The organism is Pandoraea anhela (assembly GCF_902459655.1).
GTDB classification, from domain to species: domain Bacteria; phylum Pseudomonadota; class Gammaproteobacteria; order Burkholderiales; family Burkholderiaceae; genus Pandoraea; species Pandoraea anhela.
Genome location: NZ_CABPSB010000009.1, coordinates 178,085 through 204,467 on the forward strand (window position 1 = coordinate 178,085; position 26,383 = coordinate 204,467).

Annotated in this window: 25 protein-coding genes; 13 read left to right on the forward strand and 12 right to left on the reverse strand. The window is 63.8% G+C overall.

Annotated features, from left to right (window positions below; all coding sequences use genetic code 11):
* Nucleotides 1-193: 193 nt before the first annotated feature.
* Nucleotides 194-640: an Lrp/AsnC family transcriptional regulator gene (locus PAN31108_RS14530; RefSeq protein ID WP_150669526.1), complete on the reverse strand. Its 447-nt coding sequence runs from the start codon at nt 638-640 to the stop codon at nt 194-196.
* A 15-nt stretch (nt 641-655) separates the two neighbouring features.
* On the opposite strand from PAN31108_RS14530, the gene PAN31108_RS14535 reads away from it, so the two are divergent.
* Together PAN31108_RS14535 and PAN31108_RS14540 are read left to right on the forward strand one after the other, a co-directional pair.
* A complete protein-coding gene (locus PAN31108_RS14535; protein WP_217426307.1) occupies nt 656-1,990 on the forward strand; it encodes a pyridoxal phosphate-dependent aminotransferase in 1,335 nt (444 codons plus the stop codon).
* A gap of 140 nt (nt 1,991-2,130) precedes the next feature.
* On the forward strand, nt 2,131-2,892 hold the full coding sequence (locus tag PAN31108_RS14540) for an SDR family NAD(P)-dependent oxidoreductase (RefSeq protein WP_150669527.1): 762 nt from the start codon (nt 2,131-2,133) through the stop codon (nt 2,890-2,892).
* A gap of 313 nt (nt 2,893-3,205) precedes the next feature.
* On the opposite strand, the gene PAN31108_RS14545 is transcribed toward PAN31108_RS14540, so the two are convergent.
* The 3 genes from PAN31108_RS14545 to PAN31108_RS14555 form a co-directional block, all read right to left on the reverse strand.
* Complete coding sequence (locus PAN31108_RS14545) at nt 3,206-3,703, reverse strand: CzcE family metal-binding protein (RefSeq protein WP_150669528.1); 498 nt, start codon at nt 3,701-3,703, stop codon at nt 3,206-3,208.
* Between the two features lie 128 nt (nt 3,704-3,831).
* A complete protein-coding gene (locus tag PAN31108_RS26390) occupies nt 3,832-4,545 on the reverse strand; it encodes a hypothetical protein (protein ID WP_174994985.1) in 714 nt (237 codons plus the stop codon).
* Nucleotides 4,546-4,671: 126 nt separating this feature from the next.
* Nucleotides 4,672-5,586 carry a LysR family transcriptional regulator gene (locus PAN31108_RS14555; protein ID WP_150669530.1) on the reverse strand — a complete coding sequence of 305 codons (915 nt, stop codon included), beginning with the start codon at nt 5,584-5,586 and terminating at the stop codon, nt 4,672-4,674.
* Between the two features lie 183 nt (nt 5,587-5,769).
* Here PAN31108_RS14555 and PAN31108_RS14560 point away from each other — a divergent pair, with 183 nt between their 5' ends.
* A complete protein-coding gene (locus tag PAN31108_RS14560) occupies nt 5,770-6,672 on the forward strand; it encodes an alpha/beta fold hydrolase (RefSeq protein ID WP_150669531.1) in 903 nt (300 codons plus the stop codon).
* A 168-nt stretch (nt 6,673-6,840) separates the two neighbouring features.
* On the opposite strand, the gene PAN31108_RS14565 is transcribed toward PAN31108_RS14560, so the two are convergent.
* Entirely contained in the window at nt 6,841-7,545 is a 705-nt protein-coding gene (locus tag PAN31108_RS14565) for an SDR family oxidoreductase (RefSeq protein ID WP_150669532.1), read from the reverse strand.
* Nucleotides 7,546-7,688: 143 nt separating this feature from the next.
* On the opposite strand from PAN31108_RS14565, the gene gcvA reads away from it, so the two are divergent.
* On the forward strand, nt 7,689-8,591 hold the full coding sequence (gcvA, locus tag PAN31108_RS14570) for a transcriptional regulator GcvA (RefSeq protein WP_174994986.1): 903 nt from the start codon (nt 7,689-7,691) through the stop codon (nt 8,589-8,591).
* Between the two features lie 56 nt (nt 8,592-8,647).
* Here gcvA and PAN31108_RS14575 read toward each other — a convergent pair whose 3' ends face one another.
* Nucleotides 8,648-9,877: an MFS transporter gene (locus tag PAN31108_RS14575; protein WP_150669533.1), complete on the reverse strand. Its 1,230-nt coding sequence runs from the start codon at nt 9,875-9,877 to the stop codon at nt 8,648-8,650.
* Nucleotides 9,878-9,991: 114 nt separating this feature from the next.
* Between PAN31108_RS14575 and PAN31108_RS14580 the strand changes: the two genes are divergently transcribed.
* The 3 genes from PAN31108_RS14580 to PAN31108_RS14590 all read left to right on the forward strand — a co-directional run bounded on the left by PAN31108_RS14580 (nt 9,992) and on the right by PAN31108_RS14590 (nt 12,684).
* Entirely contained in the window at nt 9,992-10,924 is a 933-nt protein-coding gene (locus tag PAN31108_RS14580; protein WP_150669534.1) for a LysR family transcriptional regulator, read from the forward strand.
* A 130-nt stretch (nt 10,925-11,054) separates the two neighbouring features.
* Entirely contained in the window at nt 11,055-11,669 is a 615-nt protein-coding gene (locus PAN31108_RS14585) for an LON peptidase substrate-binding domain-containing protein (protein WP_150669559.1), read from the forward strand.
* A gap of 139 nt (nt 11,670-11,808) precedes the next feature.
* Nucleotides 11,809-12,684, forward strand: a complete 876-nt coding sequence (locus PAN31108_RS14590) for a ParB N-terminal domain-containing protein (RefSeq protein ID WP_174994987.1) — start codon at nt 11,809-11,811, stop codon at nt 12,682-12,684.
* A 131-nt stretch (nt 12,685-12,815) separates the two neighbouring features.
* On the opposite strand, the gene PAN31108_RS14595 is transcribed toward PAN31108_RS14590, so the two are convergent.
* The 5 genes from PAN31108_RS14595 to PAN31108_RS14615 form a co-directional block, all read right to left on the reverse strand.
* Nucleotides 12,816-13,535 carry an ABC transporter ATP-binding protein gene (locus PAN31108_RS14595; protein ID WP_150669536.1) on the reverse strand — a complete coding sequence of 240 codons (720 nt, stop codon included), beginning with the start codon at nt 13,533-13,535 and terminating at the stop codon, nt 12,816-12,818.
* Entirely contained in the window at nt 13,532-14,347 is an 816-nt protein-coding gene (locus PAN31108_RS14600) for an ABC transporter ATP-binding protein (RefSeq protein ID WP_150669537.1), read from the reverse strand. Before PAN31108_RS14600 ends, PAN31108_RS14595 begins: the two co-directional genes overlap by 4 nt.
* The gene (locus PAN31108_RS14605; protein WP_150669538.1) at nt 14,344-15,231 is read right to left on the reverse strand and encodes a branched-chain amino acid ABC transporter permease; all 888 of its coding nucleotides are present in this window, start codon (nt 15,229-15,231) and stop codon (nt 14,344-14,346) included. The genes PAN31108_RS14600 and PAN31108_RS14605 overlap by 4 nt, the downstream gene beginning before the upstream one ends.
* Nucleotides 15,224-16,117: a branched-chain amino acid ABC transporter permease gene (locus PAN31108_RS14610; RefSeq protein ID WP_150669539.1), complete on the reverse strand. Its 894-nt coding sequence runs from the start codon at nt 16,115-16,117 to the stop codon at nt 15,224-15,226. Before PAN31108_RS14610 ends, PAN31108_RS14605 begins: the two co-directional genes overlap by 8 nt.
* A 218-nt stretch (nt 16,118-16,335) precedes the next feature.
* Entirely contained in the window at nt 16,336-17,445 is a 1,110-nt protein-coding gene (locus PAN31108_RS14615) for an ABC transporter substrate-binding protein (protein ID WP_150669540.1), read from the reverse strand.
* A 262-nt stretch (nt 17,446-17,707) separates the two neighbouring features.
* On the opposite strand from PAN31108_RS14615, the gene PAN31108_RS14620 reads away from it, so the two are divergent.
* Complete coding sequence (locus tag PAN31108_RS14620) at nt 17,708-18,379, forward strand: GntR family transcriptional regulator (RefSeq protein WP_150669541.1); 672 nt, start codon at nt 17,708-17,710, stop codon at nt 18,377-18,379.
* Nucleotides 18,380-18,479: 100 nt separating this feature from the next.
* Here PAN31108_RS14620 and PAN31108_RS14625 read toward each other — a convergent pair whose 3' ends face one another.
* A complete protein-coding gene (locus PAN31108_RS14625) occupies nt 18,480-19,367 on the reverse strand; it encodes a hypothetical protein (protein WP_150669542.1) in 888 nt (295 codons plus the stop codon).
* 689 nt (nt 19,368-20,056) lie between these two features.
* Between PAN31108_RS14625 and PAN31108_RS14630 the strand changes: the two genes are divergently transcribed.
* The 5 genes from PAN31108_RS14630 to uraD all read left to right on the forward strand — a co-directional run bounded on the left by PAN31108_RS14630 (nt 20,057) and on the right by uraD (nt 26,226).
* Entirely contained in the window at nt 20,057-22,432 is a 2,376-nt protein-coding gene (locus PAN31108_RS14630; protein WP_150669543.1) for a hypothetical protein, read from the forward strand.
* Between the two features lie 307 nt (nt 22,433-22,739).
* Nucleotides 22,740-23,297 carry a tRNA adenosine(34) deaminase TadA gene (gene tadA / locus PAN31108_RS14635; protein WP_150669544.1) on the forward strand — a complete coding sequence of 186 codons (558 nt, stop codon included), beginning with the start codon at nt 22,740-22,742 and terminating at the stop codon, nt 23,295-23,297.
* Nucleotides 23,294-24,226 (forward strand): muramoyltetrapeptide carboxypeptidase, encoded by a 933-nt coding sequence (gene ldcA, locus PAN31108_RS14640; RefSeq protein ID WP_150669545.1) that lies wholly within the window; start codon nt 23,294-23,296, stop codon nt 24,224-24,226. The genes tadA and ldcA overlap by 4 nt, the downstream gene beginning before the upstream one ends.
* Before the next feature lie 365 nt (nt 24,227-24,591).
* The gene (puuE, locus tag PAN31108_RS14645) at nt 24,592-25,536 is read left to right on the forward strand and encodes an allantoinase PuuE (protein WP_150669546.1); all 945 of its coding nucleotides are present in this window, start codon (nt 24,592-24,594) and stop codon (nt 25,534-25,536) included.
* A 174-nt stretch (nt 25,537-25,710) separates the two neighbouring features.
* Entirely contained in the window at nt 25,711-26,226 is a 516-nt protein-coding gene (gene uraD, locus PAN31108_RS14650; protein WP_370819654.1) for a 2-oxo-4-hydroxy-4-carboxy-5-ureidoimidazoline decarboxylase, read from the forward strand.
* The last annotated feature ends 157 nt before the right edge of the window (nt 26,227-26,383 follow it).

The following is a 26,383-nucleotide window of genomic DNA, read 5'->3' on the forward strand; positions in this document are numbered from 1 at the left end:
GACGATAATCGCGATCGGGTGGGGCGGCCGTGCCTGTGTAGCAAGACTGGGCCTCGATCTTGAGCGCATCCTCATCCCGCTTGCTGCGCATATCCACCGTCTCGGCCGCCATAAACTACGGCGCGAAGATGTCTCCCAAAGGCTGCCCGGCCCACCGACGTTTTCATTCAAAGCTGGCCACTCAATCCGGCAACTACTTGTACGAGAAAACGTTTCGAATGATGAAGCTGGACTCGATGCTCGAGACGCCCGGTAGCCGGGTGAGAACCTCCTTGTGGATCCGCTCAAAGTCCTCGAATCCACTGATCTCGATGCGCAGCAGATAGTCAGATGCGCCGGTCACGAGAAAGCACTCGCGAACTTCCGCGCAAGTGCGAATCGCCTTTTCAAATTTTTTTAGACAGTCCTCGGTCGAACTGGCGAGTTTGATTCTCAGGAAGACGGGACGCAGATGCTCGGATGCAGACGTGTTGATGACTGCCGTGTATCCCCTGATGATTCCCTCCTCCTCAAGAGACTGGATGCGCCGCGCGCACGCCGAGGCGGACAGTCCGACCTGCTCCCCGAGCTCCACATTAGTACATCTTGCGTTCCGTCGAAGGCACTCAATAATCTTTAAATCAATCTGGTCAAGATTCATGCATGAAACTCCACTGTGAAGCTAGATGCTAGCGAATCGCGGGATGCTTCGCAAGATCGGTCTCCATTTTGCAAGGATCTTGCGTGTGTCGAAATTTATAATTTTGGCGATAAAACGCACTCGGAAAAACACACTCGGATTTACCGCCTTTCATTGCTCGCAGGTTTCTGGAGACAAGAGTTGAAATCACATCAATCGCTGCCCATCCGGCCTCTCATCGCCGAGATGCCCACATCGCCCATTCGCCAGGTGGCGGATGCCGGATTCAATAAACCGGACGTCTTGCCACTCTGGTTTGGCGAGGGAGATCAGCCAACGGCTGATTTCATCTGCGAAGCGGCGGTCAGTGCGCTTCGCGCCGGCCGGACGTTCTACGGCGAAAACCGTGGACTCCCGGCGTTGCGCGAAGAGATCGCACGTTACATCTCCCATCTGCGTGGCGTGGCAGTGGACAGCGACCGCATCACGATTACGCCGTCAGGCGTGAACGCGATCATGATCATCATGCAGTGTCTGTTGAACCCGGGCGACAACATCGTCATGGTTTCGCCGGTTTGGCCGAATTGCGTCACCTCTGCAAAAGTCATGAGTGCGGACGTGCGCTGCGTGAGCCTGCAAGCGCACGAAGGTGAGTGGTTCCTCGATATCGACGAAATAGCGCGCCAGTGCGATGAACGCACTCGCGCCATCTTCTTCAATTCCCCCAGCAATCCTACGGGGTGGATGGCGACCGCTGAGGATACGAAGGCATTGCTGGACCTGGCGCGCCGCAAGAATCTGTGGCTCATTGCCGACGAGGTCTATGACCGTATCGTCTATGACACCGACTGCTCGGTGTCCGTGCTGGACTTCGCACAAGCCGACGATCTTGTGATCTCGATCAACAGCTTCTCGAAAGCATGGAACATGACGGGTTGGCGATTGGGCTGGCTCGTGACGCCACCCTGGCTCGGCACTCATCTCGCCAAGCTCAACGAGGCCAACACTTCCAATCCGCCTGTCTTCATTCAGGAGGCCGGGATCGTCGCGCTGCGCGAGGGCGAAGATATCGTGCGCGATAACCGTGCGCGCTACGCCCAGGGGCGCGAATTGATCATCGCGGCCCTCGGAAATGTGCCGGGGGTGACGCTCATGCCGCCTCAGGCCGCGTTCTACGCGTTCTTTCGCCCGGAAGGTATGTCGGATTCGCTGGCATTTGCGCAGCGGCTGCTGGCTGAAACGGGCGTGGGCGTGGCTCCCGGTATCGCCTTTGGCAAGGACGGTGAGGGCTGGTGCCGGCTGTGCTTTGCGGCCGGTAAAGAACGCCTGCAACCGGCGCTTGAACGCCTCGTGGGTTTTCTTCGTCGGTAAGCCATAAGCAGAGGCGGCCGATTCCGCAAGCCTCCGGAAAGCCGCAATTTTGAAGGCCCGGACCCTGCTGAACCGTTCCGCCCCTCACGGCTGCGACGCAGCGGTGCGGCAGCGCTTTGGAAAAATTTGTGGAGCCATGCATGACACAGGAAACATTCCGCCTTGACGGTGCCGTTGCGGTGATCACGGGCGGCGCACGTGGCATCGGCCGGGCGACTGCCGAGGCTTTTATCCAGGCGGGGGCGATCGTCCATCTTCTCGATCGCGATGGCGACGCCGTGAAAGCCTGTTCGGACGAAGTCGCCGGAGTGGCAGGCGCGCACCCGCTCGATGTCACGGACGAAGCTGCGGTCGATGGCGTTTTCTCCGCGATCCGGCGAGACGAAGGCCGGATCGACATTCTGGTGAACAACGCCGGGATTGCGATTCGCCGGCCGACGACCGAACTGTCGCTGGCCGATTGGCAGCGGGTCGTCGACGTCAACATGACGGGTGCCTTCCTGTGCGCACAGGCTGCGGGCCGTGCGATGACGGTGCAAGGAAAGGGCGCGATCGTGAATGTGGCATCGATCATGGGACTGTCCGGCGGCGGCCTCTATCCCAACATCTCGTACCAGACGACCAAGGGCGCTGTGGTGAACATGACGCGTGCGCTGGCCGTTGAGTGGGCCAGCGCCGGTGTGCGAGTGAATGCCGTCGCTCCGACCTGGGTCGAGACGGATTTGATCGCCTCGCTCCAGTCGAACCCCGAGTTCACTGCGGCAGTGGAACGTCTGACGCCGATGCGCCGTCTCGCAAAGCCTGGCGAGGTCGCAAACGCGATCCTGTTTCTCGCCAGCGCGGCCGCTTCCATGATCACGGGTCACGTGTTGCCGGTGGACGGCGGGTTTCTTGCGCAGTGACGAATGCCGATCGGCCCACAAGGCTGGCTACCGAACATTGAAGAATTGACGGGGAACGCAGACGAAGTTCCTGTCGGCTGGAAGCGCGGCTCGGCGCAGACTGACTGCATTCGGCAACGTGCTTGCGCGCAGGTCACGGTCGTCGTCACGTTCAGGTGCTGCGGCCCTGCGGTCAAAGCGCTGGCGGGGCGTGGAGGGGGCGCATAAAGCGCCGAGAGGGCATCGGCAATCATGATGCCCTCCCAGCGCACAGCAAGGCGTGTCGCGCTCATATGTGCCTTGCGTGCGTCGTCAATGACGGAGCGTCACCGATTCAATGACCGGCGTCGAGCCGGCTCGCACGGGGGTAGACCCAAATCTCCTGAGCGGCGGGAACGTCGGGCAGCAGCAGCCCGAGTCGAATGGCGCCACCCGTCGATTGAGGTGCGAAATGCCATGCCGCCGACGTGGATCCGAAGTCGAAAAGCACGCTGTCTCCCGCGACGACGGGGATAGCCTTGTCACCGGCGCTCACGCGCACGAGCGTTGTCGCGTCGCTATCCTTCACTCGCTCACCGAACAAGGCCGAGGCGTCACGATTCGCCGGGTTCGCTGCGGTAGTGGGCTGCATCGTATGCCCGGACATACCCTTCATCATCTGTGCACACGTCTCATCTGCGGACGCGTGACCGGCCACCTGCGCGGCGGCCGTCAGGTGCGCGTGCGCGCTCGCCTGACGGGCTTGATTGATCACTTCCCAGTTCGGTCCGGCGAAGGCGGACGCCGTGAGACCCGCGAGTGCGAGCGCTACGAAAATTTGAATCGATTTCATGTTTGATTTCCCGAAAACAATGTGTTTTTTGCAGTCGTCGATCATCGAGACGGCTCAGCGGCGTCCTGATGTCGAGTCGAGCGATGCGATAAGGGATTGGGGCGGTAGCACTGCATCGCCCGGGGAAATCAAATTCTTAACCTGGCCGTCAGCAGGTAGGTAGGGAGGGGGGGATGCGCCGGTGTGCTGACGTGCCAAACCGGCGCATCGGTGCGCAGCACAATCGTCGGACCTGCCGCAATCTTGACGGCGGGAAGCGCGGGTGGCGCGTCGCCGCTCTCGGCGAACGACGCGTCGTGCGCGGTAACACGCTGTGCACTCGCGCAATGATTCGCACACGCAGCCGGTTGATGGTCGTCCGCGCACGCCGTGATCTGAGCCGTTGCCACGCCGTCTTGCATGGCGCCGGCGTGCGGCGGGCAAGCGTACGCCGCCCCTGACGCACTGGCGATCAATACCAGGAAGGGTATCAGCCAGGCGACTGCGTGACGAACGAAAATCGCGGGCAACTTCACGATGCTTTTACCGTAGCGCTTGTGTTTGACGAAGAAATGGCGGAAATGACAGTCAGTCAATCTGTTCGCCGCCCCTGCGGGATACGCCGCGCGCATCGTTGCCGGGGGAGCGCCAGTCGGTCCATGCTGGACTGATGGCCTCGCATGCACTGACCCGCCGATCGTAAAGATTCCTACCGGGGGAAGGTCAAGCGTTTCGATACGGATTTTTCGGAATTTTTTTTCAGCACTGCGGATCGAGCGGTTCTTCGAGTCTCCCCCAACGCAGACGATTGGCTTCCTGCGAGAAGCCGATGAATGGCGATCAAGGAGCTGTGTCGGCGGCACGGCATCTCCGAGACGACCTTCGACCACTTTCAGACGAATTTCGCAGGCGCCTCTGCGTTGCGGCGATGGCGCCAGGGCGATCCATGGCGCGAAGGCTTGCCATCGTGTATTGACGCCCCTACGCCATCACGCCTTTTGCGGCGGCGCGACGTCGCGAAACCATGTCACCAGAAAGTCCGCCAACGCGCGCGTCTTGGCGGACAGATGACTTTTCGTCGGATAGATGAGCTTGATATCGGCGGCGGGCAGCGACCAGTCCGTCATGACGGCGCGTAGTTGGCCCGATGCCAGATAAGGGTGGATGTCCCACATCGAGCGCATCAGGATGCCATGTCCGTCGAGCGCCCAGGTGGTGGCGGCCGCGCCGTCATTGGTGCTTAGCATGCCGCGTACCTTGACCGTCTCCTGACGATCCGCCTGCCGGAAGTGCCACGTGCCGTACGTCTCGTCGCTCTCGCGAATCACGATGCATTGATGCGCCGCCAACGCAGAGGGCGTCACCGGCGCGCCCGCCGAGGCCAGATAGGCCGGCGAGGCACACAGCACCCGGGCGTTCGGCATCAACCGCCGCGCCGTGAGACGCGAGTCGGGCATATCGCCGAAACGGATCGCGGCGTCGAAGCCCTGTTCGACGAGATTCACCGGCCGGTCCGTCAGATGCAGTTGGATCTCGACCTCCGGATACGCACGTGCGAACGCCGAGAGCGCCGGCGCGATGTGTGTGCGTCCGAAACCGAGCGTCGCGGCCAGCCGGAGCAGGCCCCGGGGCGACGTCTGCGCCCCGGTCATCGCATGCTCCAACGCTTCCAGCTCGCCGAGGATTCGCGCGCCGTCTTGCAAATACATCTCACCTTCCGGCGTGAGACTGATGCGTCGGGTCGTACGATGCAGCAATCGCACGCCGAGCCGATGCTCCAGTTGCGCCAGCCGACGGCTCACCGCCGGTGGCGTAATTCCCATTTGCTGAGCGGCAGCGGCCATGCTGCCCTCTTTCATGAGCGCAGCGAAAAAGCGAAGATCAGAAAAGCCGTCTACTGGCATGACGATTCGTACCTCATGTTTAACAATGAAGTGATTCTGAGTCACTTTATGTCGTTTTGCATCAAATATAGGATGTGCATGAGACACCGCCATTCCTCGTGATTTCCTCTGTGATTTCGTCCACCCCGACTCACTCATCCCATCGCTTTAACCCGCACCGTACGTGACGGTAGAAAAGGGCCTATGACCTCCCAAGCACTCTTCCCCGGATTCACCGCCTATCGCCTGCCGACGCCCGACGGCCAGCACATCCACACGCTGACCGGCGGCAGCGGGCCCGCACTTCTGATGTTGCACGGACACCCGCAGACGTCCGCCATCTGGCATAAGGTCGCGCCGGCGCTCGCTCAGCACTTCACGCTGGTATTGGCCGATCTGCGCGGGTACGGCGACTCCGCCAAGCCGCCCGGCGACGCGGCGCATGTCGCGTACAGCAAGCGTGTCATGGCGCAGGACATGGTGGCGGCCATGCAGGCATTGGGGCATACGTCGTTTTCGGTGCTGGCGCACGACCGGGGGGCGCGCGTGGCGCACCGGCTCGCGGCGGATCATCCGGAGGTGGTCCGGCGTCTGGTGCTACTCGACATCGCGCCGACACTCGCAATGTACGAACAGGCCGGCGACGCCTTCGCGCGGGCCTACTGGCACTGGTTCTTCCTGATTCAGCCCGCGCCGCTGCCCGAGCGCCTGATCGAAGCCGACCCGGCGGCGTATTTGCGCGATGTGATGGGGCGACGTAGCGCCGGATTGGCACCGTTCGATCCGCGTGCGCTGGCGGAGTATCAGCGGTGTTTGTCGTTGCCGGGCGCGGCGCACGGCGTTTGCGAGGATTACCGCGCGGCGGCCACGATCGATCTCGAACACGACCGCGCGGATCGCGAGGCGGGACGTCAACTCGATATGCCCGTGCTCGCGCTCTGGGGCGAGCAGGGCGTGGTGCACCGCTGCTTCACGCCGTTGGCAGAGTGGCAGCGCGTGGCGTCCGACGTGCGAGGATATCCGCTGCCTTGCGGTCACTACATCGCAGAGGAAGCGCCGGATACGCTGCTTGCCGAAGCGTTGCCGTTTCTGCTTAAGCAAGACTGAGCTTGGCTGAGCTTGGCTGAGCGCGACTGCGCGGTGCCTGAGGCCCGGGGGCTATGGGACGCTAAGGGGCCCTGGGAGGCACAAAGGTAAGGGCCGCATCGCGAGACGCGCACCGACGGTGACGGCTTCGCCGACGCAAGCCGTCGCCCGTCGGAGGCTTGCGGGAGGTCAGACCGAGCGCGTGAGCCCGCCATCCACACGAATGTTCTGCCCCGTGATGTACCCGCCGCCGTCGGAGGCGAGGAACGCGACCGTCGCAGCGATTTCCTCGGCCGTGCCATAACGTTGCATCGGCACGCTTTCCCGGCGTGCCTCCTGCTGCGGCAAGCTGTCGATCCAGCCCGGCAGAATGTTGTTCATACGCACGTTGTCCTTCGCGTACTTGTCCGCGAACAGCTTCGTGAACGAGGCCAGGCCAGCACGGAACACGGCCGAGGTCGGGAACATCTCGCTGGGCTCGAACGCCCATGCCGTGGAGATGTTGACGATCGCTCCCGCGCCTTGCTTCTGCATGATCGGCGTGACGAGTCGGGTGGGGCGGATCACGTTCATCAGATACGTGTCCATACCGCGATGCCAGTCGTCGTCGCTGATGTCGAGGATCGCGGCGCGCGGACCGTGGCCGGCGCTGTTGACAAGTACATCGATACGTCCCCAGCGCTCCATCGCCAGATCCACCAACTGCTTCAGGGCATCGTTCGACTGGTTCGATCCCGTCACGCCCACGCCGCCCAGCTCGGCTGCGAGCGCCTCGCCTTTGCCGGACGACGACAGGATGCCGACCTTGAAGCCGTCTGCCGCCAGACGTCGCGCCGCCGCTGCGCCCATGCCGCTACCGCCTGCCGTAATCAACGCCACTTTTTCTACTGTCATGCTGCTATCCTCCGGATATGCCGACGCTCACCCCAATGGTCGCCAGCGCTCGTCATTCATGTGCGACAGCGTACCATCGCGGCACCGGCGCGACGAATCAGATTTCAACGCTCGATACAGTAGAAAAACTACACCATCGCACCATGACCGACGCCATTGGCCGCTTGCCCTCGCTGAATGCGCTGCGTGCTTTCGAAGCGGCGAGCCGGCATCTCAATTTCCGGCTCGCCGCCGAGGAACTGGGTGTGACGCAGGGAGCGGTTGCCCAGCAGGTGCGCGGCCTCGAAGCGGAGTTGGGGATGAAGCTGTTCACGCGGCATCCCCGTGCGCTGTCGCTCACCGAGAACGGGCGGCGCTATGCCGGCGGTGTGCGCCGCGCATTCGAAATGTTGACGGAGGCGACGCAGGCGCTGCGTCCGGAACCGTTGCGTCTGACGATCAGTGTGACGCCGACCTTTGCGTCCAAATGGCTGATCCCGCGACTGCCCGCATTCCTCGAAACCCATCCCGATATCGATCTGCGCATTCTCGCGACGGACCGGCTCTCGCATTTTCATGCCGATGCGGTCGACCTCGCCGTGCGCTACGGACGTCCGCCATTCGGTGGCGGACTCGTCGTCGAGCCGCTGTTCGAGGAAGTGCAGATTGCCGTGGCGTCTCCGAGCGTTATCGCCAACGCGGGGCATCCCGGCAAGACGGGGGATCTGCGGGGGCACGCATTGCTGCACGACGCTCACAACGCATGGCCGCAGTTCCTTGAGCTCGCGTTACCGAAGGCGCCACTGTCGGCGGCCAAGAATGTGCGCTTCAACCAGACGGCGCTCGCCGTCGACGCCGCCGTTGCGGGGCAGGGACTGGCGCTTGCGCATCGGGATTTCGTGGCTACGGAAATTGCGGCAGGCCGTCTCGTGCGGTTATTCGATACCGAATTGCGTACGGGGGCCGGTTTCTACATCGTGTATCCGCGTCGTACGCGTCATGCGACCCAGATCGCGGATGTGCATGAGTGGCTCGTCAAGCAGCGATGGCCGTCGCCCGGCCGTTGAGACCGGCTTGACGAGGGCCATCAATATTGCCGTGCCGGTGGCGCCGCGAGTCGCCATCACGGACGAATGCGTCGCGCGAAGCCATGTCGCCTGGCGGCAAACGCCACGCCCCAGGCGGCGAGCGCCAGCCACACCAGCACCCGAGGCAGGGCCGCAGCGCCCCACGTCGCCAACACCGCACCACCCAGCACACCACTGGCGGCGAACGACAGATTGAAGACGGTCACGAGCATGGACTGCGCCACGTTTTCGTGCTCGCCTGCCGCATCGCCGAGCGCCGTCTGGAGGATCGTCGGTGCACCGCTGAAGCTCAGTCCCCACAGCACCGCGCTGGCGGCGAGCATCGGCCACGACGTCGGCCAGATCCCGAAGGCGACGATCACCGCGGTAAATGTCGCCAGCGCCGTCAGGGCGAGTCTGCGCATCCAGCGATCCACCCACAGACCAATCCCCCAAAGTCCGACGAGCGTGAAGATACCGAACGTCGACAGGATCGTGGCGAGCCGTCCGCTCATGCCGGAGGACGCAAGAAACGGTGCAATGTACGTGTAAAGCGTGTAGTGCGCGATGACCCACAGCATGACGACCGCAAGCACCGGACGCACGCCCGGCAATCGGAGGACGTCGGTTACGGAGGCACGGGCCGCCGAACTTTCGGCGCTGTCGCGAGCGTTTGTGTTCGCGTTGGCGACCTCCGGCACGATCAGCAACATCCAGCCCACGAGCGTGACGGCGAACGCCGACAAGCCGCCGAAGACCCAGCGCCAGCCGATGAGGTGGCCGAGAGTCGTCGCTGCGGGCACCCCGACGGCCAGCGCCAGCGGAATGCCGAGCATGGCGTACGCGAGGGCGCGCCCCTGGCGCGAGGGATCGACGAGACGCCGGGCGTAGGTCGCGATTTCGCTCCAGGCCACGCCCGTCGCCAGACCGACGACGAAGCGTGCGGCGAGCGTCAAGGTGAAGTCCGACGACAGCGCCGTCACGGCATTGCACACGGTGAAGCCTAGCAATGCGACGACAAGCACCGTCCGGCGCGACCAGCGATGCATCAGCACGGTAAGCGGCACGGCGCCGAGGCCGGCGCCCAGCGCACAGAGCGTGACCATCTGGCCTGCCCACGATTCGGAAATGCGAAAACCCTCGGCCAGTTGGGGCAGCAGTCCGGCTGGGACCGTTTCGTTCGCTGCGGCGACGAAGGTCGCAAGCATCAATGCGGTGAGCGAGGCCCAGGGCGTGCGCTCGGCGTGGGGCGCGACGGTTGTCGGGGTAACGGAAGAAACTGACATGGTCGGTCGTCAAACAGAAATGTCCCAGTCGGGACGATGTGGCGTAGTCTGACGATGCTGCTGATATTTGATAATCTGTCGCCAATTTGAATGACTTTCAAATCCAGATAGAAAATGGCGACCGATAGGCTAGGGGACATGCGTTTGTTCACGACGGCGGCTTCACTCGGCAGCCTTTCCGCAGCCGGACGCAAGCTGGGGTTGTCGCCAGCCGCAGCCAGCGCCCGGCTGGCGAAGCTGGAAGCGGCGTTGCATACGCGGCTATTCGTACGCACCACGCGCCAGTTGCGGTTGACGGAGGAGGGCCGCGTTTATCTCTCGCACTGTCTCGTCGCGTTGCAGGCCATCGACGACGGCGAGGCGGCGCTGCAGGCAGGCTGTGAGGCGATTCGCGGCAAGATCCGCGTGTCTGCGTCGACCGACTTCGGCGTGCACAAGCTCTCGCCATGGCTGGAAGAATTCGTCGCGCGCTATCCGGAAGTCCGGCTATCGCTCACGCTGACCGACTCGATCTCCAATCTCGTGCATGACGACGTCGATCTCGCGATCCGCTTCAGCGAGCCTGTGGATGGCACGCTCGTGGCGCGCCGTCTCGCACCGATGTGCCGTGTGCTGTGCGCGTCGCCGGCGTATCTGGCGCGCCATGGGGAACCGCAGACACCCGACGCGCTGTCTACGCACCGGTTCATCGTGCTGGTGACGGCTTCGGGGCCGCTCAATGAGTTTCACTTCCGCAAGGACGAAGCGACGTGGCAGTTCACGGTGCCGATGGCGCAGGCGTGGGAGACGAACGACGGGACCATTGCACGCCGCTGGGCGCTCGACGGACGAGGGATCGTCCGAAAGACGCTGTGGGACGCCGCAGACGATGTGCGCGCTGGACGACTGAAGATTTTGCTGCCCGATTACATCGCCACGGAGGCGGGCGTGTACGCCGTTCGGCATCGCACGCGTTATCGTGTGCCGCGTGTGCGCGCGCTGCTCGACTTCCTGATCGAGCGATTCGAACAGGAGGCGGCGGCACTGCCCGAGATAGGGTTGCGCTGATGCCCGATGGACAGGCGCGGGGTCATTGTGCCGCATTGTGCCGCTGTCGCCCGGGCTTCCGTCGCCCGGGCTTCCGTCGATTTCGCAGGCCCTGTGACTTCACGGGTGTCACTTCATGTCATCATACGGCATGGCCCAGATCCCGCTCTTCCCGCTCGGCAACGCCTTGTTTCCCGCTGGGGTGTTGCATTTGCGCATCTTCGAGGTGCGCTATCTCGACATGATCAAGCGATGCCTTGCCGATGGCACCGAGTTCGGTGTCGTCGTGTTGCGGCAGGGCAGCGAGGTGCGGCTGCCCGACAGCGTGGAGGAGCCCGCGATGATCGGCACCATGGCGCGCATCGACGACTGGCGTGCCCCGATGCCGGCACTGCTCGAACTGGTGTGCCGTGGCACGACGAAGTTTCGACTCTCCAGCGTCGAACTCGGCAAATATGGCCTTTGGATGGGCGAAGCACACGTGTTGCCCGAGGACGCTAACGTTGCCATTCCCGATACGCTTCAGATCAGCGCAGACACATTGGGCAAGCTGATCGCCGGCTTGCAGCGCGATCCGGCGCGCGCGGCGAAGCTGCCGTTGGCACCGCCTTATCGGCTCGACGAATGCGGTTGGGTGGCCGATCGATGGGCCGAATTGCTGCCGCTGCCGGCGCATGAGAAAGAGACGCTGCTGGGCATGGACGACCCGGTGGCGCGTCTGGCGCGTATTCAGGCGTTTCTCACGGACCACGGCGTGTTGTCCTGATCGCCCGCTCACCCGCTCACCGGCACGCCGTGGGTCGGCCGGGGGAGATTTGCCAGCCCTGCCGCCGAACGAGCGATAATGTCGCCTGCCACGAATTCCCATGCCGTCGCCGGGTGCGGCGGCATCGTCACACACATCCATGACAGTCCAGATCAACGAAGAACTCAAGGCGTACATCGATCCCCTCACGCCTGACGAATATGCGGCGCTCGAACAGAGCCTGCTCACCGAAGGGTGCCGCGACGCGCTCGTCCTGTGGGGCGATGTCCTGGTCGACGGGCACAATCGCTACGAAATCTGTCGCAAGCACGATATCGAATTCCGCACGGTTCAGAACACGGCTTTCCAGTCGATGGACGACGTTCACCTTTGGATGATCGACAACCATCTCGGGCGCCGTAGCGTATCGGATTACCAGCGCGGTGTGCTGGCGTTGCGCAAGAAGACGATTCTGGAGGCGCGTGAGATATCGCCCGCGCCGTCAGCGCAGGTCCAGGCGCCGGAGACCCCACCGGCGGTGAGCGACGCGTCCGCGCCCGAAGGGGCGAAGTCGTCGATTCCCGCGCATACGATGGCGCTCACGCGCGCGGCGCTGGCTCGGGCGGCGCGTCTGTCGAGCAACACGCTGGGGCAGATCGAACAGATCCACAACGCAGCGGCGCCGGAGTTGGTGGACGCCGTCAAGCGTGGTGAAGTGTCGATCAACGCTGCCGCCGCCGTGTCGACGCTGCCGCAGGCGGCGCAGGTCGCGGCGGTAGTGGCGGGCAAGCAGGAACTGCGCGAACTGGCGCGTTCGGTGCGCGAGACGCGTCCGGTCAAGCCGCGCAAGAAGAAGGAAGACGCTATCGTCGAGGAGGATGACGGTACGCCGCCGTGGGACATGAGCGCAGACCCGTCCGACGAGTTGACGCGACTGTCCAGAGAACTGAAGGCCATGACGGCCGAGCGCGACGCGCTCAAGAAAAAGGTCGCGCATCTGACCATTGCGCTGGCCGAAGCGCGGGCGGGCAAGTAAGCCGATCAGGTCGGGTAGGCCGGGTAGGCCGACAGACAGCACCATCGCGCGCCGTGCGCTGGTGGGGTCACGGCGCGCAATGTCGCTGCGCGCCGTGACCCGACCGGCATCAGGGCAATGGCGGGCGGAGGTCAGGCCGCCCGGCCGCCCAGATACAACTCCCGCACCTGTTCGTCTTCCAGCATGGCGTTGGCCGCGCCGGTCAGCGCGACGGCGCCCATCGACAGTACGTAGGCGCGATCCGAAATTCGGAGCGCTTCCATCGCATTCTGTTCGACCATCAGAATCGTCACGCCCTCCTGATTGCGCACGCGAACGATGGCGTCGAACACTTCATGCAGCACCTTGGGCGACAGCCCGGCAGACGGTTCGTCGAGCAGCAGCAAACGCGGTCGCGGCATGAGCGCGCGCGCGAGCGCCAGAATCTGCCGCTCGCCGCCGGACATCGAGGCCGCGGGCGCGTTGCGCTTGCGGCCGAGCACGGGGTAAAGCTCGCACAGTTCGTCAATGCGCCGTGCGCACTCGCTGTCGCTCAGGTAGTGGCCGCCGACCTGAAGGTTTTCGCGGATCGTGAGCGTGCCGAAGACGTTGTCCGTCTGCGGCACGAACCCCACGCCGCAGGTGCGGATCTTTCGATGGACAGGCACTTGCGAGACGTCGGTGTCCCCGAGCACGATGCGGCCTTCGCGCGGCAACAGGAAGCCGGCGATCGTCTTGAGCAGCGTCGATTTGCCGCACCCGTTCGGGCCGAGCAGCGTGACGATTTCCCGCTCGGCCGCATGCAGTGTCATCCCCTTGAGGATGTCGATCTCGGCGGTGTAACCCGCCACTACGTTGTCGATGTGAATCATGCGCACTCCGTGTCTCTGACGCGGGCGCCGGGGGCGGCACGATGTGCGCCGCTGCCAAGATACGCCTGCAAAACCCGTTCGTTGGACGACAGATCGTCCGGGTGACAACTCGCCACGATGTGTCCGCGATCGAGCACGATGCAACGGGTGCACAGCTCGCGGATGAAATGCATATCGTGTTCCACGACGACGAGCGTCATGCCTTGCGCATTCAGGCGCTTGAGCGCAGCCACGATGTCGCGTCGGAGATTCGGATGCACGCCGGCAGCGGGCTCGTCGAGCATGACCATTCGCGGTGCGCCCATCAGCGCGCACACAATCCCCAGCAACTTCTTCTGACCGCCCGATAGCGCGCTCGACGGCAGATCGCGCACACGGGTGAGCAGCAGTTCATCGAGCAACGCGCTCGCCTTGGCGCGGGCGGCGGCTTCGGCGTCTCGCGCACCACGTGTGCGCAGCAGCGTAGCGAACACGCCGTGATGTGCCGTGGCCGCCGCCATGGCCACTTCCATGACCGACATCCGGGCGGGCATCGACGGCAATTGGAAGGTGCGCGCCACGCCTTGCGCGACGATTCGGTCGGCGCGCAGCGTGTCGATGCGATGGTTGTCGAGCGAGATGCGGCCGGCATCCAGACGCTCGAAGCCGGTAATCGTGTTGAGCAGCGTGCTCTTGCCCGAACCGTTCGGGCCGAGCAGCCCGACGATCTCGCCGGGCATGACGTCGAACGTCACGTCTTGCAGCACCTTGTTGCCACCGAATGCCTTGGCCACGGCGCGGACTTCCAGCAAGGGTTTGACGGGATGTGTCATGCCATCTTCCTCAGTTTTTCCGGCACGAGACCTTCGCTGCGCCACATCAGGCACGCGAGCAGGATCAGGCCGATGACCCCCAGACGCAGCGCTCCTGCGCTGTCCGAGCTGAAATGCAGATAGTCCTTGGCGAACGGGACCAACGTGTACGCACCCTGCACGACGGCAGTGCCCACGAGCACGCCCCACACGTTGCCGATGCCACCGATCATCAGGAGGGTCCACAGCGCGAACGTCTCGGACGAGAGCAGGTAATCGGGGCCGGTGAAACTCATGTAATGCGCGTAGAGAGAACCTGCCACGGCGGTGACGGCCGCACTGGTCATCACGGCGCGCGACTTGAGCGAGCGCAGGTTGTACCCGAAGCAGGCGGCAAGCTTCGGCTCCTCGCGCATCACGCGCAGTGCACGGCCGAACCGACCGTCGGCGAGTCGCTTCGTCAGCCAGGTGAACCCGATCAGGACTGCCAGAACGAGCGCGAGAAACGCCAGCGAGTCGTAGGGGCGGGGCAGGGTGTCGAAGAGCATCGGAATCGGGCTGATGCCGTTCGCGCCGCCCGTGAGCCAGCCCTCGTTCGTGGCGACCGTACGCAGGATTTCCGCAACGGCGAGTGTGGCGATGCCCCAGTAGTCGGCGCCGAGGTGGCGTCCCAACCGGGCGATGCCTGCGCCGAGCGCGACTGCAAGAAGCACCCCGATCGCCATGCCGGTGAGCGCCGAGCCGCCTGCCTGTATCGTGATGCCGGTGGCATAGGCGCCGAGTCCTGCGAACGCGATGTGGCCGAAGTTGAGCAGGCCGGCATAGCCCGCTTGCAGGTTCAGGCCGAGGGCCATGATCCCGTAGATGCCTGCCACGGTGAGCGTGGCGACGATGAATTCAAACACGGCGCACCTCGCGATCGAACAGCCCGTACGGTTTGAAGAGCAGCGCCAGCAGCAGAATGAGGAACGCGCCGGCGTTGATGTAGCCGACGGGCAGGAAGGCGACTGCCTTGCCGAGCATCGGTCCGAAGTTCAGGTTGGTGACGAGTGTTTCCGTCAGGGCGATCAGCACGGCCCCGGCCACGGCGCCGAGCGGATTGCCGAGCCCGCCGAGGATCGCGGCGGCGAACACCGGCAGCAGCATGTCGTTGCCGAGTTGCACGTGGGCGCCGGCCGACAGCGCAAGCAGCCCGCCGCCGAGGCCGGCGATGGCGCCGGAGGCGAATGTCACCCCCCGCGTGATCCATTCCGCATTCAGCCCCGATGCGGCGGCGAGCGACGGGTTTGTCGCCAGCGCGCGCATGGCGCGTCCGGCACGGGTATAGAAGAGGATCGACGCGAACACGACGAGCAGGGCCAGCGTTGTCGATACGGCATACAACTGCACTTCGGTGATGCGGGCATCGCCGATCACCATCGGTGGCGTGAGCGGCAGATTGAACATCTTCGGGAACGAGCCGGCGACCCCCTGGCAAACGGCGATGACGAGCATCGAGACGGCAAGCGAGCCGATCATCGCGATGGCCGGGCCGCCGCGCAGCAGCTTGCGAAAAACGAGGCGGTGCATCGCCAGCGTGAGTACGCCGATGGCGAGCGCCGCGATGGCGAGCGACACCACCAGCGGCATGCCGAGGGCGAACGTCGCATAGGTGACGTAGCCGCCGGCCATGGCGTACTGGACATGGGCGATGTTAGGGAACTTGACGAGTCCGTAGACCATGGACAACCCGAGGGCGACCAGAGCCAGGTCGGACGCGCGCAACAGCGTATCGACGAGAAGTTGGAGCATGGAAGGAATCCGCGGTGGTGCGTTGGCGCCGACGTAGGCACCAGGTTGGGGGCGTGTCTTCATGAACGTCGCAGTGCATCCGACGGTCGCGCGAGATCGTCGGGCGCGTGGCGGCGGCGGACGTTACCGGCTACGCTTGAAATGGCGTTGCCGGTAGTCGTCGCATTCGGACGCCCCCCTGAGACGACCTGATGCCGTGTCAGCGATGTCGGGTGCGATCAGCGCGGCACCACTTTGCCGTCGTACTTGAGTTTCGCGTACGGCGGGTCGATGCGCTGGCGCTCGGCGTCGAACGAGATCGGGCCGGTCACGCCGGCGAATTGCTTGCCGACCTCTTTGAGGGCGGCCTGAACGGCGGCCGGTTGCGTCGACTTCGCCTTGTTGATGGCGGCTGCGGTGAGCATGACGGCGTCATAAGCGTAGCCGGTGTACGACGTCTTCGGCGCCTGACCGTACTTCGCCTGGAATGCGTCGATGTAGCGCTTGCCGGTCGTGCCCTGAACCGACCCGACTTCCATGCCGAGTTGTCTGTTGGCAATGTTCGCCGGCGTATCCGACAGGCTCATCGACAGCAGAATGGCGTACCAGGGCTTCTGCCTCAGGCCGAGTTCGAAGGCTTCACGGTTGAGCACCGCGGATTCCTGACCGTAGGCCGTGTAGATATAAGCGTCCGGGTTGCTGCGCGAGGCTTGTTGCAGTTCGCGGCGATAGGTCGACTGGCCGGCGGTGTAGAGCAGTTCCGTGGCGACCTTGCCGCCGAGTTTTTCGAACTCCTCGCGAAAGCCGTGCGCCACGCCCTGGCCGTAGGCGTTGTTCGGCGCGATCAGCGCGACGTTCCGGTAGCCCAGCGCCCAGGCGTCGGCAGCCGAGAACTGGTTGCCGAGATTTTCCAGACCGATCAGGTTGAACGACGTCGCGCCCAATTCTCTGACCTTCACGCTGGTGCTGGCGATGTTGATGTGCGTCACACCTTCCTTCACCAGGTATTGCGCCATCGGCAGCGTGATGCCGGAGGAGTATTCCCCGATCACGACCGGCACCTTGTCGACGGTGGCGAGTTTGCGCGCGGCGTTCAATGCCGTGGTCGCATTGCCGCCGGAGTCTTCGACGATGACGTCGAACTTCTTGCCCATCACGCCGCCCTGCGCGTTGACCTTCTCGACGGCGAGGGCGACGGCGCGGCGTACGTCCTCACCGACCGTGGCGTTCGCCCCGGTGAGCGAGAGCACCGCGCCCATATGGACGGTGTCGTCCGCAGCGTGGACGTGGGATGCAAAAGCGAGCGCGATGGCGCCGGGAACGATCAGCTTACGAACTTTCAATGACATGGTTTTCCCCCGAAAAAAGTCAGTTGAGCTTGCAAGAAAGTGCGCTTGACCGATGACCGTGCGTCCACATGTCGGCGGCGACGCTCAGGCGAGCGGCCGCCCGACGGCCGTCGCCGCCGAACCTGCTGTCTCCCCTGATGGAACCGTTTTGCGCCAGACAAAACCTGGCGATTTTGGATCCAAAATAATATATTGGATCCAATGCTATATGATTGGATCCAGAATCGCAATGTGGGTAAAAAATATGCTCTAATCGCGCCATATGCGAACCCCCGGACCCCAAGCCCTTCATCAGGCCATCCGCGACACGCTTCGAGACGAGATCTTGAGTGGCGTGCTTCCGGGTGGATTTCAATTGCGTCAGGAAGCGCTCGCGGAGCGTTTCAATTCGAGCCGTGTGCCGGTGCGTGAAGCGTTACGGCAACTCGAAGCGGAGGGATTGGTCACGCACCATCTGAACCGTGGTGCGACGGTGGCGAGCATGAATCTCGAACAGTTGTGCGAGATGCTCGACATCCGTGTGGCGCTCGAATGCCATGCAGCCAAGCTGGCCGTGCCCAACATGGCGGAGCGCGATTTTCAGGTAATGGAGCAGATTCTGGCCGATTATTCGGCGTCGGAAGTCGTCTCGGAGTGGGCCGAGTACAACCGACGTTTCCATCTGGCGCTCTCGGCCCCTGCGAATAACCGGCGTCTGCGGGTGTTGATCGAGGAGTATTGTCTGAATACCGATCGGTATTCGCATCTCGCGATGTCGCAAGCCACCGGCAAAGAGAAGCCGCAGCACGATCACTACGAGATTTTGGCGGCATGCCGGCGTCGGGACGTGGCTGCCGTCGTGGCGATGCTCGAAGCGCACATCCTCACGACCCGCAACGAGATCAAGGCGATGGCCCGCGAGGATCTCGGTTTCCTCTCCCGCGCCGCATTCTGAGCCCCGCCGCGAGCCGCCGTCGAATCCTTGCGAAAGGCTTGCGACATTTTGCGTTTCACCGCGGCGGCGGGCTCCATCGGCGCAGACAGTCAGTCCGGTCTCACTCCGGTAAATCCGGCTTGCGCTTCGGCACGTAGTTGCGCCACAGCTTGTCCACGTCCACGGTTTCGGTCGTATATTGCGGACCGTCGTCGGCGATCACCATCGATTCCTTCTTGTACTCCTGCCACGGCGGCGGCACCTGCTGGCGATTCATCCAGAAGTGGACGTTTTTCTGCACGCGCGGATCTTCTCTGTTTCGATACACCCAACGCAGCTCCGCACCCGTATAAGCGCGGTTTTTCGTCTCTCCCGGCGCGAGGTTGTCGCTGGCGTCGGCGGGCACGTCGACGGAGAAATTCTTGTTGACGACGGCGTCGATGTCGAGCGAGTCGAGTACGAAATGCACATGCTTGTCGGCCACGCGCGTCGCCCACTCCAGCCCGCCTTTGACCTTTCGGCGAACGGCGCTGTTGTCCTGGCCGCCCAGGGCGTTCGAGTACTTTTCATGGTGGCTGAGCGTTTCCCGGAAGGATTGCTCGTCGGCCTCCGGCATCTTCGGCGCAAGCGCCTGCTCGTTCTTGAGGATACGGAAGTCGTCGATCCGGCATGGCGTCATGCGGGCGCGGAACCGGTAGTCGATGTAGTGCTTGCGACCGATACCGCCATCGAGGCCTTTCTCGACGCCGTACACGAGATCGCCCTTCTGGAAATTGCGCTTGGGGAACGGCGTCGCGTCCGGCGATGCACTGGTCTCGCCGGGCCGGGCCCTCGGCGCAGGCCGTGCAGGCAGCGAAGACAGTGCGTGGGGCACATCGCGTGTCGAGGGGGCTGAGGCCGATCCTGTCGGCATCGATTCGTGCGTCGCGTTCTGGCCGGAATGGGGCGAGATGGCGGAGGTGTCGGCGGCGGGGTAGCCGCTCCGACTTGGGATCTTTGGGTTTGACATGAAATGACCTAAGCATTGTCTGGTGGACGCGTCGAGTTGTAACCGACACGCGCATCGGTCGCCGGCACTGGCGCGAAGCCATGTCGTGTCGACGGAAGCGAGCGCCGGTGCGGCGCTTGCCGGGTGGTTGCACGCACTGCATGGCGTGGACGATGGACGCGTATGCGAGATCGCGCATCGCCGGTTTCGGCCCAAATGCGCGGTGTGTGGCATGTCCTGCGGGAGGGATCGGAGACGGGCGATGCGCTGCGGTTTTTCGTCAACGCCGCATGCTCGGGAGTCGTGTGCGATCGAGGCGATCGGGATGGGGTTGGCGCTTCGCAGGCATCACGCCGCGAAGTAGCAGTGAAGCGGCGCAGTGAAGCAAAGCAGTGAAGCAGAGCAGTGAAGCAGAGCAGTGAAGCAGAGCAGTGAAGCAGAGCAGTGAAGCGAGCCGATATGCGAGCCGATATGCGAGCGCAGACACGAGCGCAGACACATCCCAGGCGGTGCCGTCGTAGTGGGCGACGGAAAGGTCGTGACATCAGGTTGCGGTCAGTTACCTTTCCTGTGTCCCATTTTACTGGGGACAAAAAAACTGCGAAAACATGGCGTTCGTATCTGGCGTCATCACTTCCTGATTTCCCGGGATTGAAAAAGCGACCGCGACGTAAGCTCTGCCGCGAGTCCACCCCCCTGGGAGTTTCGAGATGAAAACGATTTCTCGTCCGCCGTCGCCAGTTCAGGCCGAAATCCATGAACCCACCACGGCCCCTGTGCCGCAAACCGCCAAGCCGTCGGACAGTGCGGCGGGCGGCAGTCGTTTCGAAGCCGAGGCCGGGGCACTGGCAGAGCTCAAGCCACGTCGTTCCACTGAGAGCTTGCCCGCCTCGACGCCGCGCGCCCGTACGGCCTCGCTGCCAGGCGCGGGCGAGCGAAGGCTTTCCACTGCGACCACGCTCTCCGCGAGTTCAGCGAGTTCGCAGAGTTCAGAGCGTTCAGCGCGTTCAGCGACATCGGGCACGCCTGCTGCTTCGGACAACGAGGTGGCGTTTCAGATGCCCCCGCCTTGCGGGGGATCGCTAACGCAGGTCGGAGGCCGCTTGGTGTGCGAGCAGGACCATGGCGTGCAGAGCGTGCTCGATCTCGTGTCGCAACTGGATCCGGAGCTGGTCCGTGACTTGGAGATTCCCGCCGGCGCGACAATCGAGATCGCGTGGGACGAACAGTTGCCCGAGAAGATGCGCGAGTTCATGAAGCTCGCCGGCGGTAATCCCATTCTCGCGACCGACCTGTTGCGCGACGCCATCGACCGCGGCGCTGCGGCCTTCACGCCTCAGGCGACGATGTCCGACTCGTCCCGACATCCGGGCGATTTCCTGCGTCAGATCGGTATCCGTATCGTTGTCACGCCCAACGCGGCACTCGGCGATCGGATGCAAGCTGCGCTCACCCCTGCGGCGCAAGGCGCCGACAGTCCCGAGCGTGCTGCGCGCCTTGATAAATTTCGCAACGATTTCGGCGCGATGTCGCTGCTTTCGTTGGCAAACCATAAGGAATTCAATAGCGGCCATCTCTACGGTCTGGGCGCGAGTATCGGCGGGACCGGCACGCTCGGTGCGACCTTCGACTACGGGGTCTGGTCACGAGTCAAGGCCGGCATGAGCGAAGAGACGCGCAAGGTGGCCGGCCCGCTGGTCGATGCGCTCACGCCGCTGCTTGCCGACACGTTCGATTCGATGGTCGTGAAGCGTCTGGCGGAAGTTCTCAAAGGCAAGAACTTCTTCCCGGACAATCTCGGCGATACCGTGAGCGACCTCAAGGGGGCCGCATTCTCGGGCCTGGTCACCGCAATCGGGTCTATCGCGAACAACTATGTGCGGGAGCTGGCAGTCGCTGCGCGACAAGCCGGGCACAGCGAATTGGCGGTCGGCCTGCTCGTGGCGAAGCAGTTCACGAATCTGCTGGCGACATGGACGGCCGGGGCGATGGTGCCGCTGGAAGTGATGCACGAGCATCGGGCGCTGGTCGACAGCAAGCTCCACCTCATGGCGCGCGGCCTGATTCCGACGCCGGACGTTGCCGACGTTCGAAAGCACGTCAGCGAATTGGCCATGAATACGGTGCGCGCAGCACGCGGACCCGGAACGCTCGTGCGCTCGATGGCCACTGGCGGCGAGATCGCGGCGACCATCGGCCTCGTGTTGTCGCTGCTCGAACACAATGGCTATATTTCCAGCTCGCTCGACCAACTCATCACCTTGCTGTATTCCACGCCGACCGAAGTCATCAGCATGACGTCGGCGATGGCGGCGGAGAAGTGGAGCGGCGACGGCGGCGAGAAGAAGGACGCCCGCCGGACCAACGACGCAGGCAAGCAAAGCGGCATGCTCTCGAAGATTGCCGAATCGGGAAACACGACACTTGCCGATCTGGATCGCATTGCGCGGCCCGATGGCGACAGAAATGCTGCGTTCGGCTACCACGTGACGCAGGGACTTGGCAGCGTGATAAATGTCGTGGATAAAGGCGCGGGTCTCGGCAGGGAACTGGCAGGCAAGGGGCTGGCGCCCGTCGGCGCCATGCTTGTGGCGACGGCCGCTACGCTTGAAACGGTGCCTTACGTGACACCGGTCCTGACGACGCTGGGACGAGGCGCAGCCGATGGGGCTCAGTTCGTGTTCGATCACGCGGTGAAGCCGGTCGGGACCGGGGTCAGACAACTGGGTGGCGCGGCGTACGAGCATGTGCTCAAGCCGACGGGCCAGGGCGTTGCCTGGACGGCCGGGAAGATGGCGCCGCTCGCCGCCCCGGTGGGACGCGGTGCGGCGGCCGTCGCGACAGCGACGGGCAAGCACGTGGTCCTGCCACTGGCAAACGCAACGGCGGCCACGGTCGATACGTCGGTTCGTGCGGTGGAAACGGCATTGAGCGCGGGCGTGAAAGCGACCGGGGCGGTGGTCGATGCGGGCGCTGCGGCCGGCGATTGGGCGGCGAAGTCCGGCGCCGACGCCATCGGCCGGGCGGCGCGTGCATTGCGGCAGCCGCGTCCGGCGCCCACGCCGTCGGGCGAGGACATCGTTTGACGGGGCGTTCCGAGTCGGGGGTGGCGCCGATCGCCGCCCCCGCTCGCGTGATGCACTCGCGGCGACACGGACGGTTGTTGCGGCGCAAGACCTCTTGGCGTGCCCACATTCCCGTGTTTGCGCGTCCCCATGTTCCCGCCCGGCGCGGCGTTATGGTGCTTATGGGCGCGTTTGTGCGGAGCCTTTGGATTGGCGAGGGCTATGCGAGAATAGCGCATTGCCGGTTTCGGCCAATTGCGCGGTGTGTGGCATGTCCTGCGGGATGATCGGGGACGAGCGACGCGCTGCGGCTTTTCGTCAACGTTTCATGAATCGAGATTTACCCGCGACCGACGAGACCTACATGGGGCTGGCGCTCCAGCAGGCTCGCGCCGCGATGCAGCAGGGAGAGGTCCCGGTCGGCGCCGTCGTGGTGTGCGACGGGCAGGTCGTGGCCGTCGGGCACAACTGCCCCGTGGGCGGTCACGATCCGTCTGCGCATGCCGAAATGCAGGCGTTGCGCGCCGCGGCGCAGGCGTTGGGCAACTACCGGCTTCCCGACTGCGAGTTGTATGTCACGCTGGAGCCGTGCGTGATGTGTGCGGGCGCGATCATGCACGCGCGCATCAAGCGGGTCGTCTACGGCGCCGCCGATCCCAAGACGGGGGCGTGCGGCAGCGTCGTCGATCTGTTTGCGGAACCGCGTCTGAATCACCATGCCGTCGTCGTGGGTGGGGTGATGCGCGACGCGTGCGTCGGCATTCTCCAGACTTTTTTCAGTGAGCGGCGCGCGGCAGCCAAGGCGCGTCGCTTGTCGCCGGCCGCCGGCGCTGCTGACGAAGCGGCAGGCGAGTCCTCCGTTCCCCCATCGGAATCTTCCAATTGACGCAGACCAAGCTTGTCGAACTGATCGCCCCCTCGGGTTACGCGCCGTATGCCGACGTTGCCGCGCGCGGCGTTGCAACGCTGGAGGCTCTGGGCTACACCGTGAGCAATCGTGAGGTGCTGTCGCGACGTTACTTACGCTTCGCCGGCACGGACGATGAACGCGTCGAGGAGATCAACCATCTCGCGCGGCGCGACCATCCGCTACCGGAGATCGTGATGGCGATGCGCGGCGGGTATGGGGCCGTGCATCTGCTCGATCGCCTCGACTACGGCGCGCTTCACGATCGCCTTTGCAATGCCCCGGTCGCGATCGTCGGGCATAGTGACTTCACCGCGATTCAACTGGCGCTGCTGTCGCAGGCGCACACGATCACGTTTGCCGGTCCCATGTTGCTGGCGGATTTCGGCGCCGAAACGCTGAGCGATTTCACCGTCGCCCAGTTCGAATCGGTACTGCATTCGCCGAGTCACGAGGTGCAGTGGGCGGGGGATGGCGCGAGCGGCGACATCGACGTGTCGGGCACGCTGTGGGGCGGCAATCTGGCGATGGTGTGCAGTCTGATCGGGACACGATATCTGCCGCAGATCGACGGCGGCGTGCTGTTCGTCGAGGATGTGAACGAGCCACCGTTCCGTGTCGAGCGTATGCTGTATCAGCTCCATCAGACGGGGATTCTGGCGCGTCAGCGCGCGCTGGTGCTGGGCGATTTTTCGCAGTACCGGATCACCGATTACGACAACGGCTACGACATGGCGACCATGATCGAGAGCATGCGCCGTGTGATCGGCATTCCGATCGTGACCGGCATGCCGTTCGGGCACTGTCCGGACAAGCTGACGCTGCCGGTCGGCGGGCAGGCCCGGTTGCAGACCTCGGGTGCAAAGGTCACGCTGACGCTTACGGGATATCCCTATATCGGCGCATGACGGCGGGGCCGCGCGGCCATGCGCGCGGAAAAAGCCGGACACAGAAGCACGCCGGGTCGAATCGACGGCCCGGCGTGCTTTTTTTCTTCCCGCAGGAAAGCGTCTAACACGTGTGAAGCGAGCGAATTGCGTGTGTTGAGCACAGCTTGACGGGCGTTTCAATCAAATTGACAGCGACCGGACGACGACGGCCACCCGCGTGGCGAGGCGTGCCGGCGGGGGATTTCGGGGGCGTCGTGCGCGCACGGCACAGGCGACTATATGGTAAAGCGCAGGCTGAATATCTGAATATGGCTATGTTTAGCCCCCCCGTATTTGGCTACACTGCTTCGATCGTTCCGCCATCAGAAGGATGCCAAGACATCATGGCCAGCAACAGCACCAACGCCAAGGATTATCCCCGCGATCTTATCGGCTATGGCCGTCACGTTCCGTTTGCCGACTGGCCGGGGCGTGCGCGAATCGCCGTACAGTTCGTGCTGAATTACGAGGAAGGCGGTGAGAATTGCGTGCTGCACGGGGATCGCGCGTCCGAGCAGTTCCTGTCCGAGATCATCGGTGCGGCAGCCTATGAGGCCCGCCACATGAGCATGGAATCCATATACGAGTACGGGTCGCGCGCGGGGGTGTGGCGTATTCTGCGCGAGTTCGAGCGTCGCGGGTTGCCGCTGACCGTATTCGGCGTGGCGATGGCGATGCAGCGCCACCCGGACGTGACCGCAGCGTTTCAGGAACTCGGGCACGAGATTGCGTGCCACGGCTGGCGTTGGATTCACTATCAGAACATGGACGAAGCGACCGAGCGCGAGCATATGCGTATCGCCATCGACATCTTCAAGGAAATGACAGGCAGCGCGCCGTTGGGTTGGTACACCGGCCGTGACAGCCCGAACACGCGTCGTCTCGTGGTCGAGCAGGGCGGTTTCGTCTACGACGCCGACAACTATGGCGACGATCTGCCGTTCTGGACGCAGGTGCAGACCAGCAATGGCGACGTAAAACCGCATCTGGTCGTGCCGTATACGCTCGATTCCAACGACATGCGATTCGCGGCGCCGCAGGGCTTCAACACGGCGGACCACTTCTTCCATTACTTGCGCGACGCATTCGACGTTCTGTACGCCGAGGGCGAGGAAGCGCCGAAGATGCTGTCGATCGGCATGCATTGCCGCTTGCTGGGGCGTCCCGGCCGTTTCGCGGCGCTTCAGCGGTTCCTCGATCACATCGAGAAACACGACCGCGTGTGGGTGTGCCGACGCATCGACGTGGCGCGTCACTGGCAAGAACGTCACCCGTTCGTGGCGACCTGATCGACGTCGATCGACAGGTTGAGCGAGAAGCGGTTCGCCGGACTGCCGTGCCCCCATGGCGCGGTGGACGGCATCGACATTGGAATCCGACAGGCGTCATCGGGCTGCGCGTAGCGCGCGGCGGGGCGCCACCTTTGTTCTCCAGGAGAGCAGTGAATGAATGCCCCGTTGCCTATGACCCAACGAACCGTAGCCGAGTTGTCGGCGCTGCCGCGCGCCGAGTTCATCGCCGCACTCGACGGCATTTTCGAGCATTCCCCGTGGGTGGCCGAAGCGGCTTGGGAAGACCGTCCGTTCGCCACCGTCGAGGCGTTGCACGACGCGATGTGTCAGGCCGTCATCGATGCCGGCGAAGCGCCGCAGCTTGCCCTCATCCGTGCCCACCCGGAGTTGGCGGGCAAAGCGGCGGTGCGTGGCGAGTTGACGGCGGAATCGACGCGTGAGCAGGCGGGCGCCGGACTGGATCAGTGCAGCGCGCAGGAGTTTGCGCGTCTGACCGAGTTGAACGACGCCTACAAGACCAAGTTCGGCTTTCCTTACATCCTGGCCGTGCGAGGGCACACGCGCAGCAGCATCATCGAGAACTTCGCGCAGCGGCTGGAGAACAGCCGTGCGGACGAGATCGAAGCGTGCCTTCGCCAGATTTTCCGTATCGCGGGTTTCCGTTTGCAGGATCTCGTGCGCGACTGATCCGCGCGTTGAGCGCCCGGAGGATCGGCGCGACGTAGGATCGACACCGTTTCAGACAATACCGAGTATCAAGGAGTTGGCATGGCCCTCGCCCCGCAAGACCCGAACGCACCGGAATTCGTGCGCCGTTACGTCAATCTGGCCGACCCGCGTCTGG

Bases quoted from the DNA above. Each gene is read 5' to 3' on its own strand.
- PAN31108_RS14530 (WP_150669526.1), bottom strand. From the start codon at position 640: ATGAATCTTGACCAGATTGATTTAAAGATTATTGAGTGCCTTCGACGG.
- PAN31108_RS14540 (WP_150669527.1), top strand. From the start codon at position 2,131: ATGACACAGGAAACATTCCGCCTTGACGGTGCCGTTGCGGTGATCACG.
- PAN31108_RS14545 (WP_150669528.1), bottom strand. From the start codon at position 3,703: ATGAAATCGATTCAAATTTTCGTAGCGCTCGCACTCGCGGGTCTCACG.
- PAN31108_RS14555 (WP_150669530.1), bottom strand. From the start codon at position 5,586: ATGCCAGTAGACGGCTTTTCTGATCTTCGCTTTTTCGCTGCGCTCATG.
- PAN31108_RS14560 (WP_150669531.1), top strand. From the start codon at position 5,770: ATGACCTCCCAAGCACTCTTCCCCGGATTCACCGCCTATCGCCTGCCG.
- PAN31108_RS14565 (WP_150669532.1), bottom strand. From the start codon at position 7,545: ATGACAGTAGAAAAAGTGGCGTTGATTACGGCAGGCGGTAGCGGCATG.
- gcvA (WP_174994986.1), top strand. From the start codon at position 7,689: ATGACCGACGCCATTGGCCGCTTGCCCTCGCTGAATGCGCTGCGTGCT.
- PAN31108_RS14575 (WP_150669533.1), bottom strand. From the start codon at position 9,877: ATGTCAGTTTCTTCCGTTACCCCGACAACCGTCGCGCCCCACGCCGAG.
- PAN31108_RS14580 (WP_150669534.1), top strand. From the start codon at position 9,992: ATGGCGACCGATAGGCTAGGGGACATGCGTTTGTTCACGACGGCGGCT.
- PAN31108_RS14585 (WP_150669559.1), top strand. From the start codon at position 11,055: ATGGCCCAGATCCCGCTCTTCCCGCTCGGCAACGCCTTGTTTCCCGCT.
- PAN31108_RS14590 (WP_174994987.1), top strand. From the start codon at position 11,809: ATGACAGTCCAGATCAACGAAGAACTCAAGGCGTACATCGATCCCCTC.
- PAN31108_RS14595 (WP_150669536.1), bottom strand. From the start codon at position 13,535: ATGATTCACATCGACAACGTAGTGGCGGGTTACACCGCCGAGATCGAC.
- PAN31108_RS14600 (WP_150669537.1), bottom strand. From the start codon at position 14,347: ATGACACATCCCGTCAAACCCTTGCTGGAAGTCCGCGCCGTGGCCAAG.
- PAN31108_RS14610 (WP_150669539.1), bottom strand. From the start codon at position 16,117: ATGCTCCAACTTCTCGTCGATACGCTGTTGCGCGCGTCCGACCTGGCT.
- PAN31108_RS14615 (WP_150669540.1), bottom strand. From the start codon at position 17,445: ATGTCATTGAAAGTTCGTAAGCTGATCGTTCCCGGCGCCATCGCGCTC.
- PAN31108_RS14620 (WP_150669541.1), top strand. From the start codon at position 17,708: ATGCGAACCCCCGGACCCCAAGCCCTTCATCAGGCCATCCGCGACACG.
- PAN31108_RS14625 (WP_150669542.1), bottom strand. From the start codon at position 19,367: ATGTCAAACCCAAAGATCCCAAGTCGGAGCGGCTACCCCGCCGCCGAC.
- PAN31108_RS14630 (WP_150669543.1), top strand. From the start codon at position 20,057: ATGAAAACGATTTCTCGTCCGCCGTCGCCAGTTCAGGCCGAAATCCAT.
- tadA (WP_150669544.1), top strand. From the start codon at position 22,740: ATGAATCGAGATTTACCCGCGACCGACGAGACCTACATGGGGCTGGCG.
- puuE (WP_150669546.1), top strand. From the start codon at position 24,592: ATGGCCAGCAACAGCACCAACGCCAAGGATTATCCCCGCGATCTTATC.
- uraD (WP_370819654.1), top strand. From the start codon at position 25,711: ATGACCCAACGAACCGTAGCCGAGTTGTCGGCGCTGCCGCGCGCCGAG.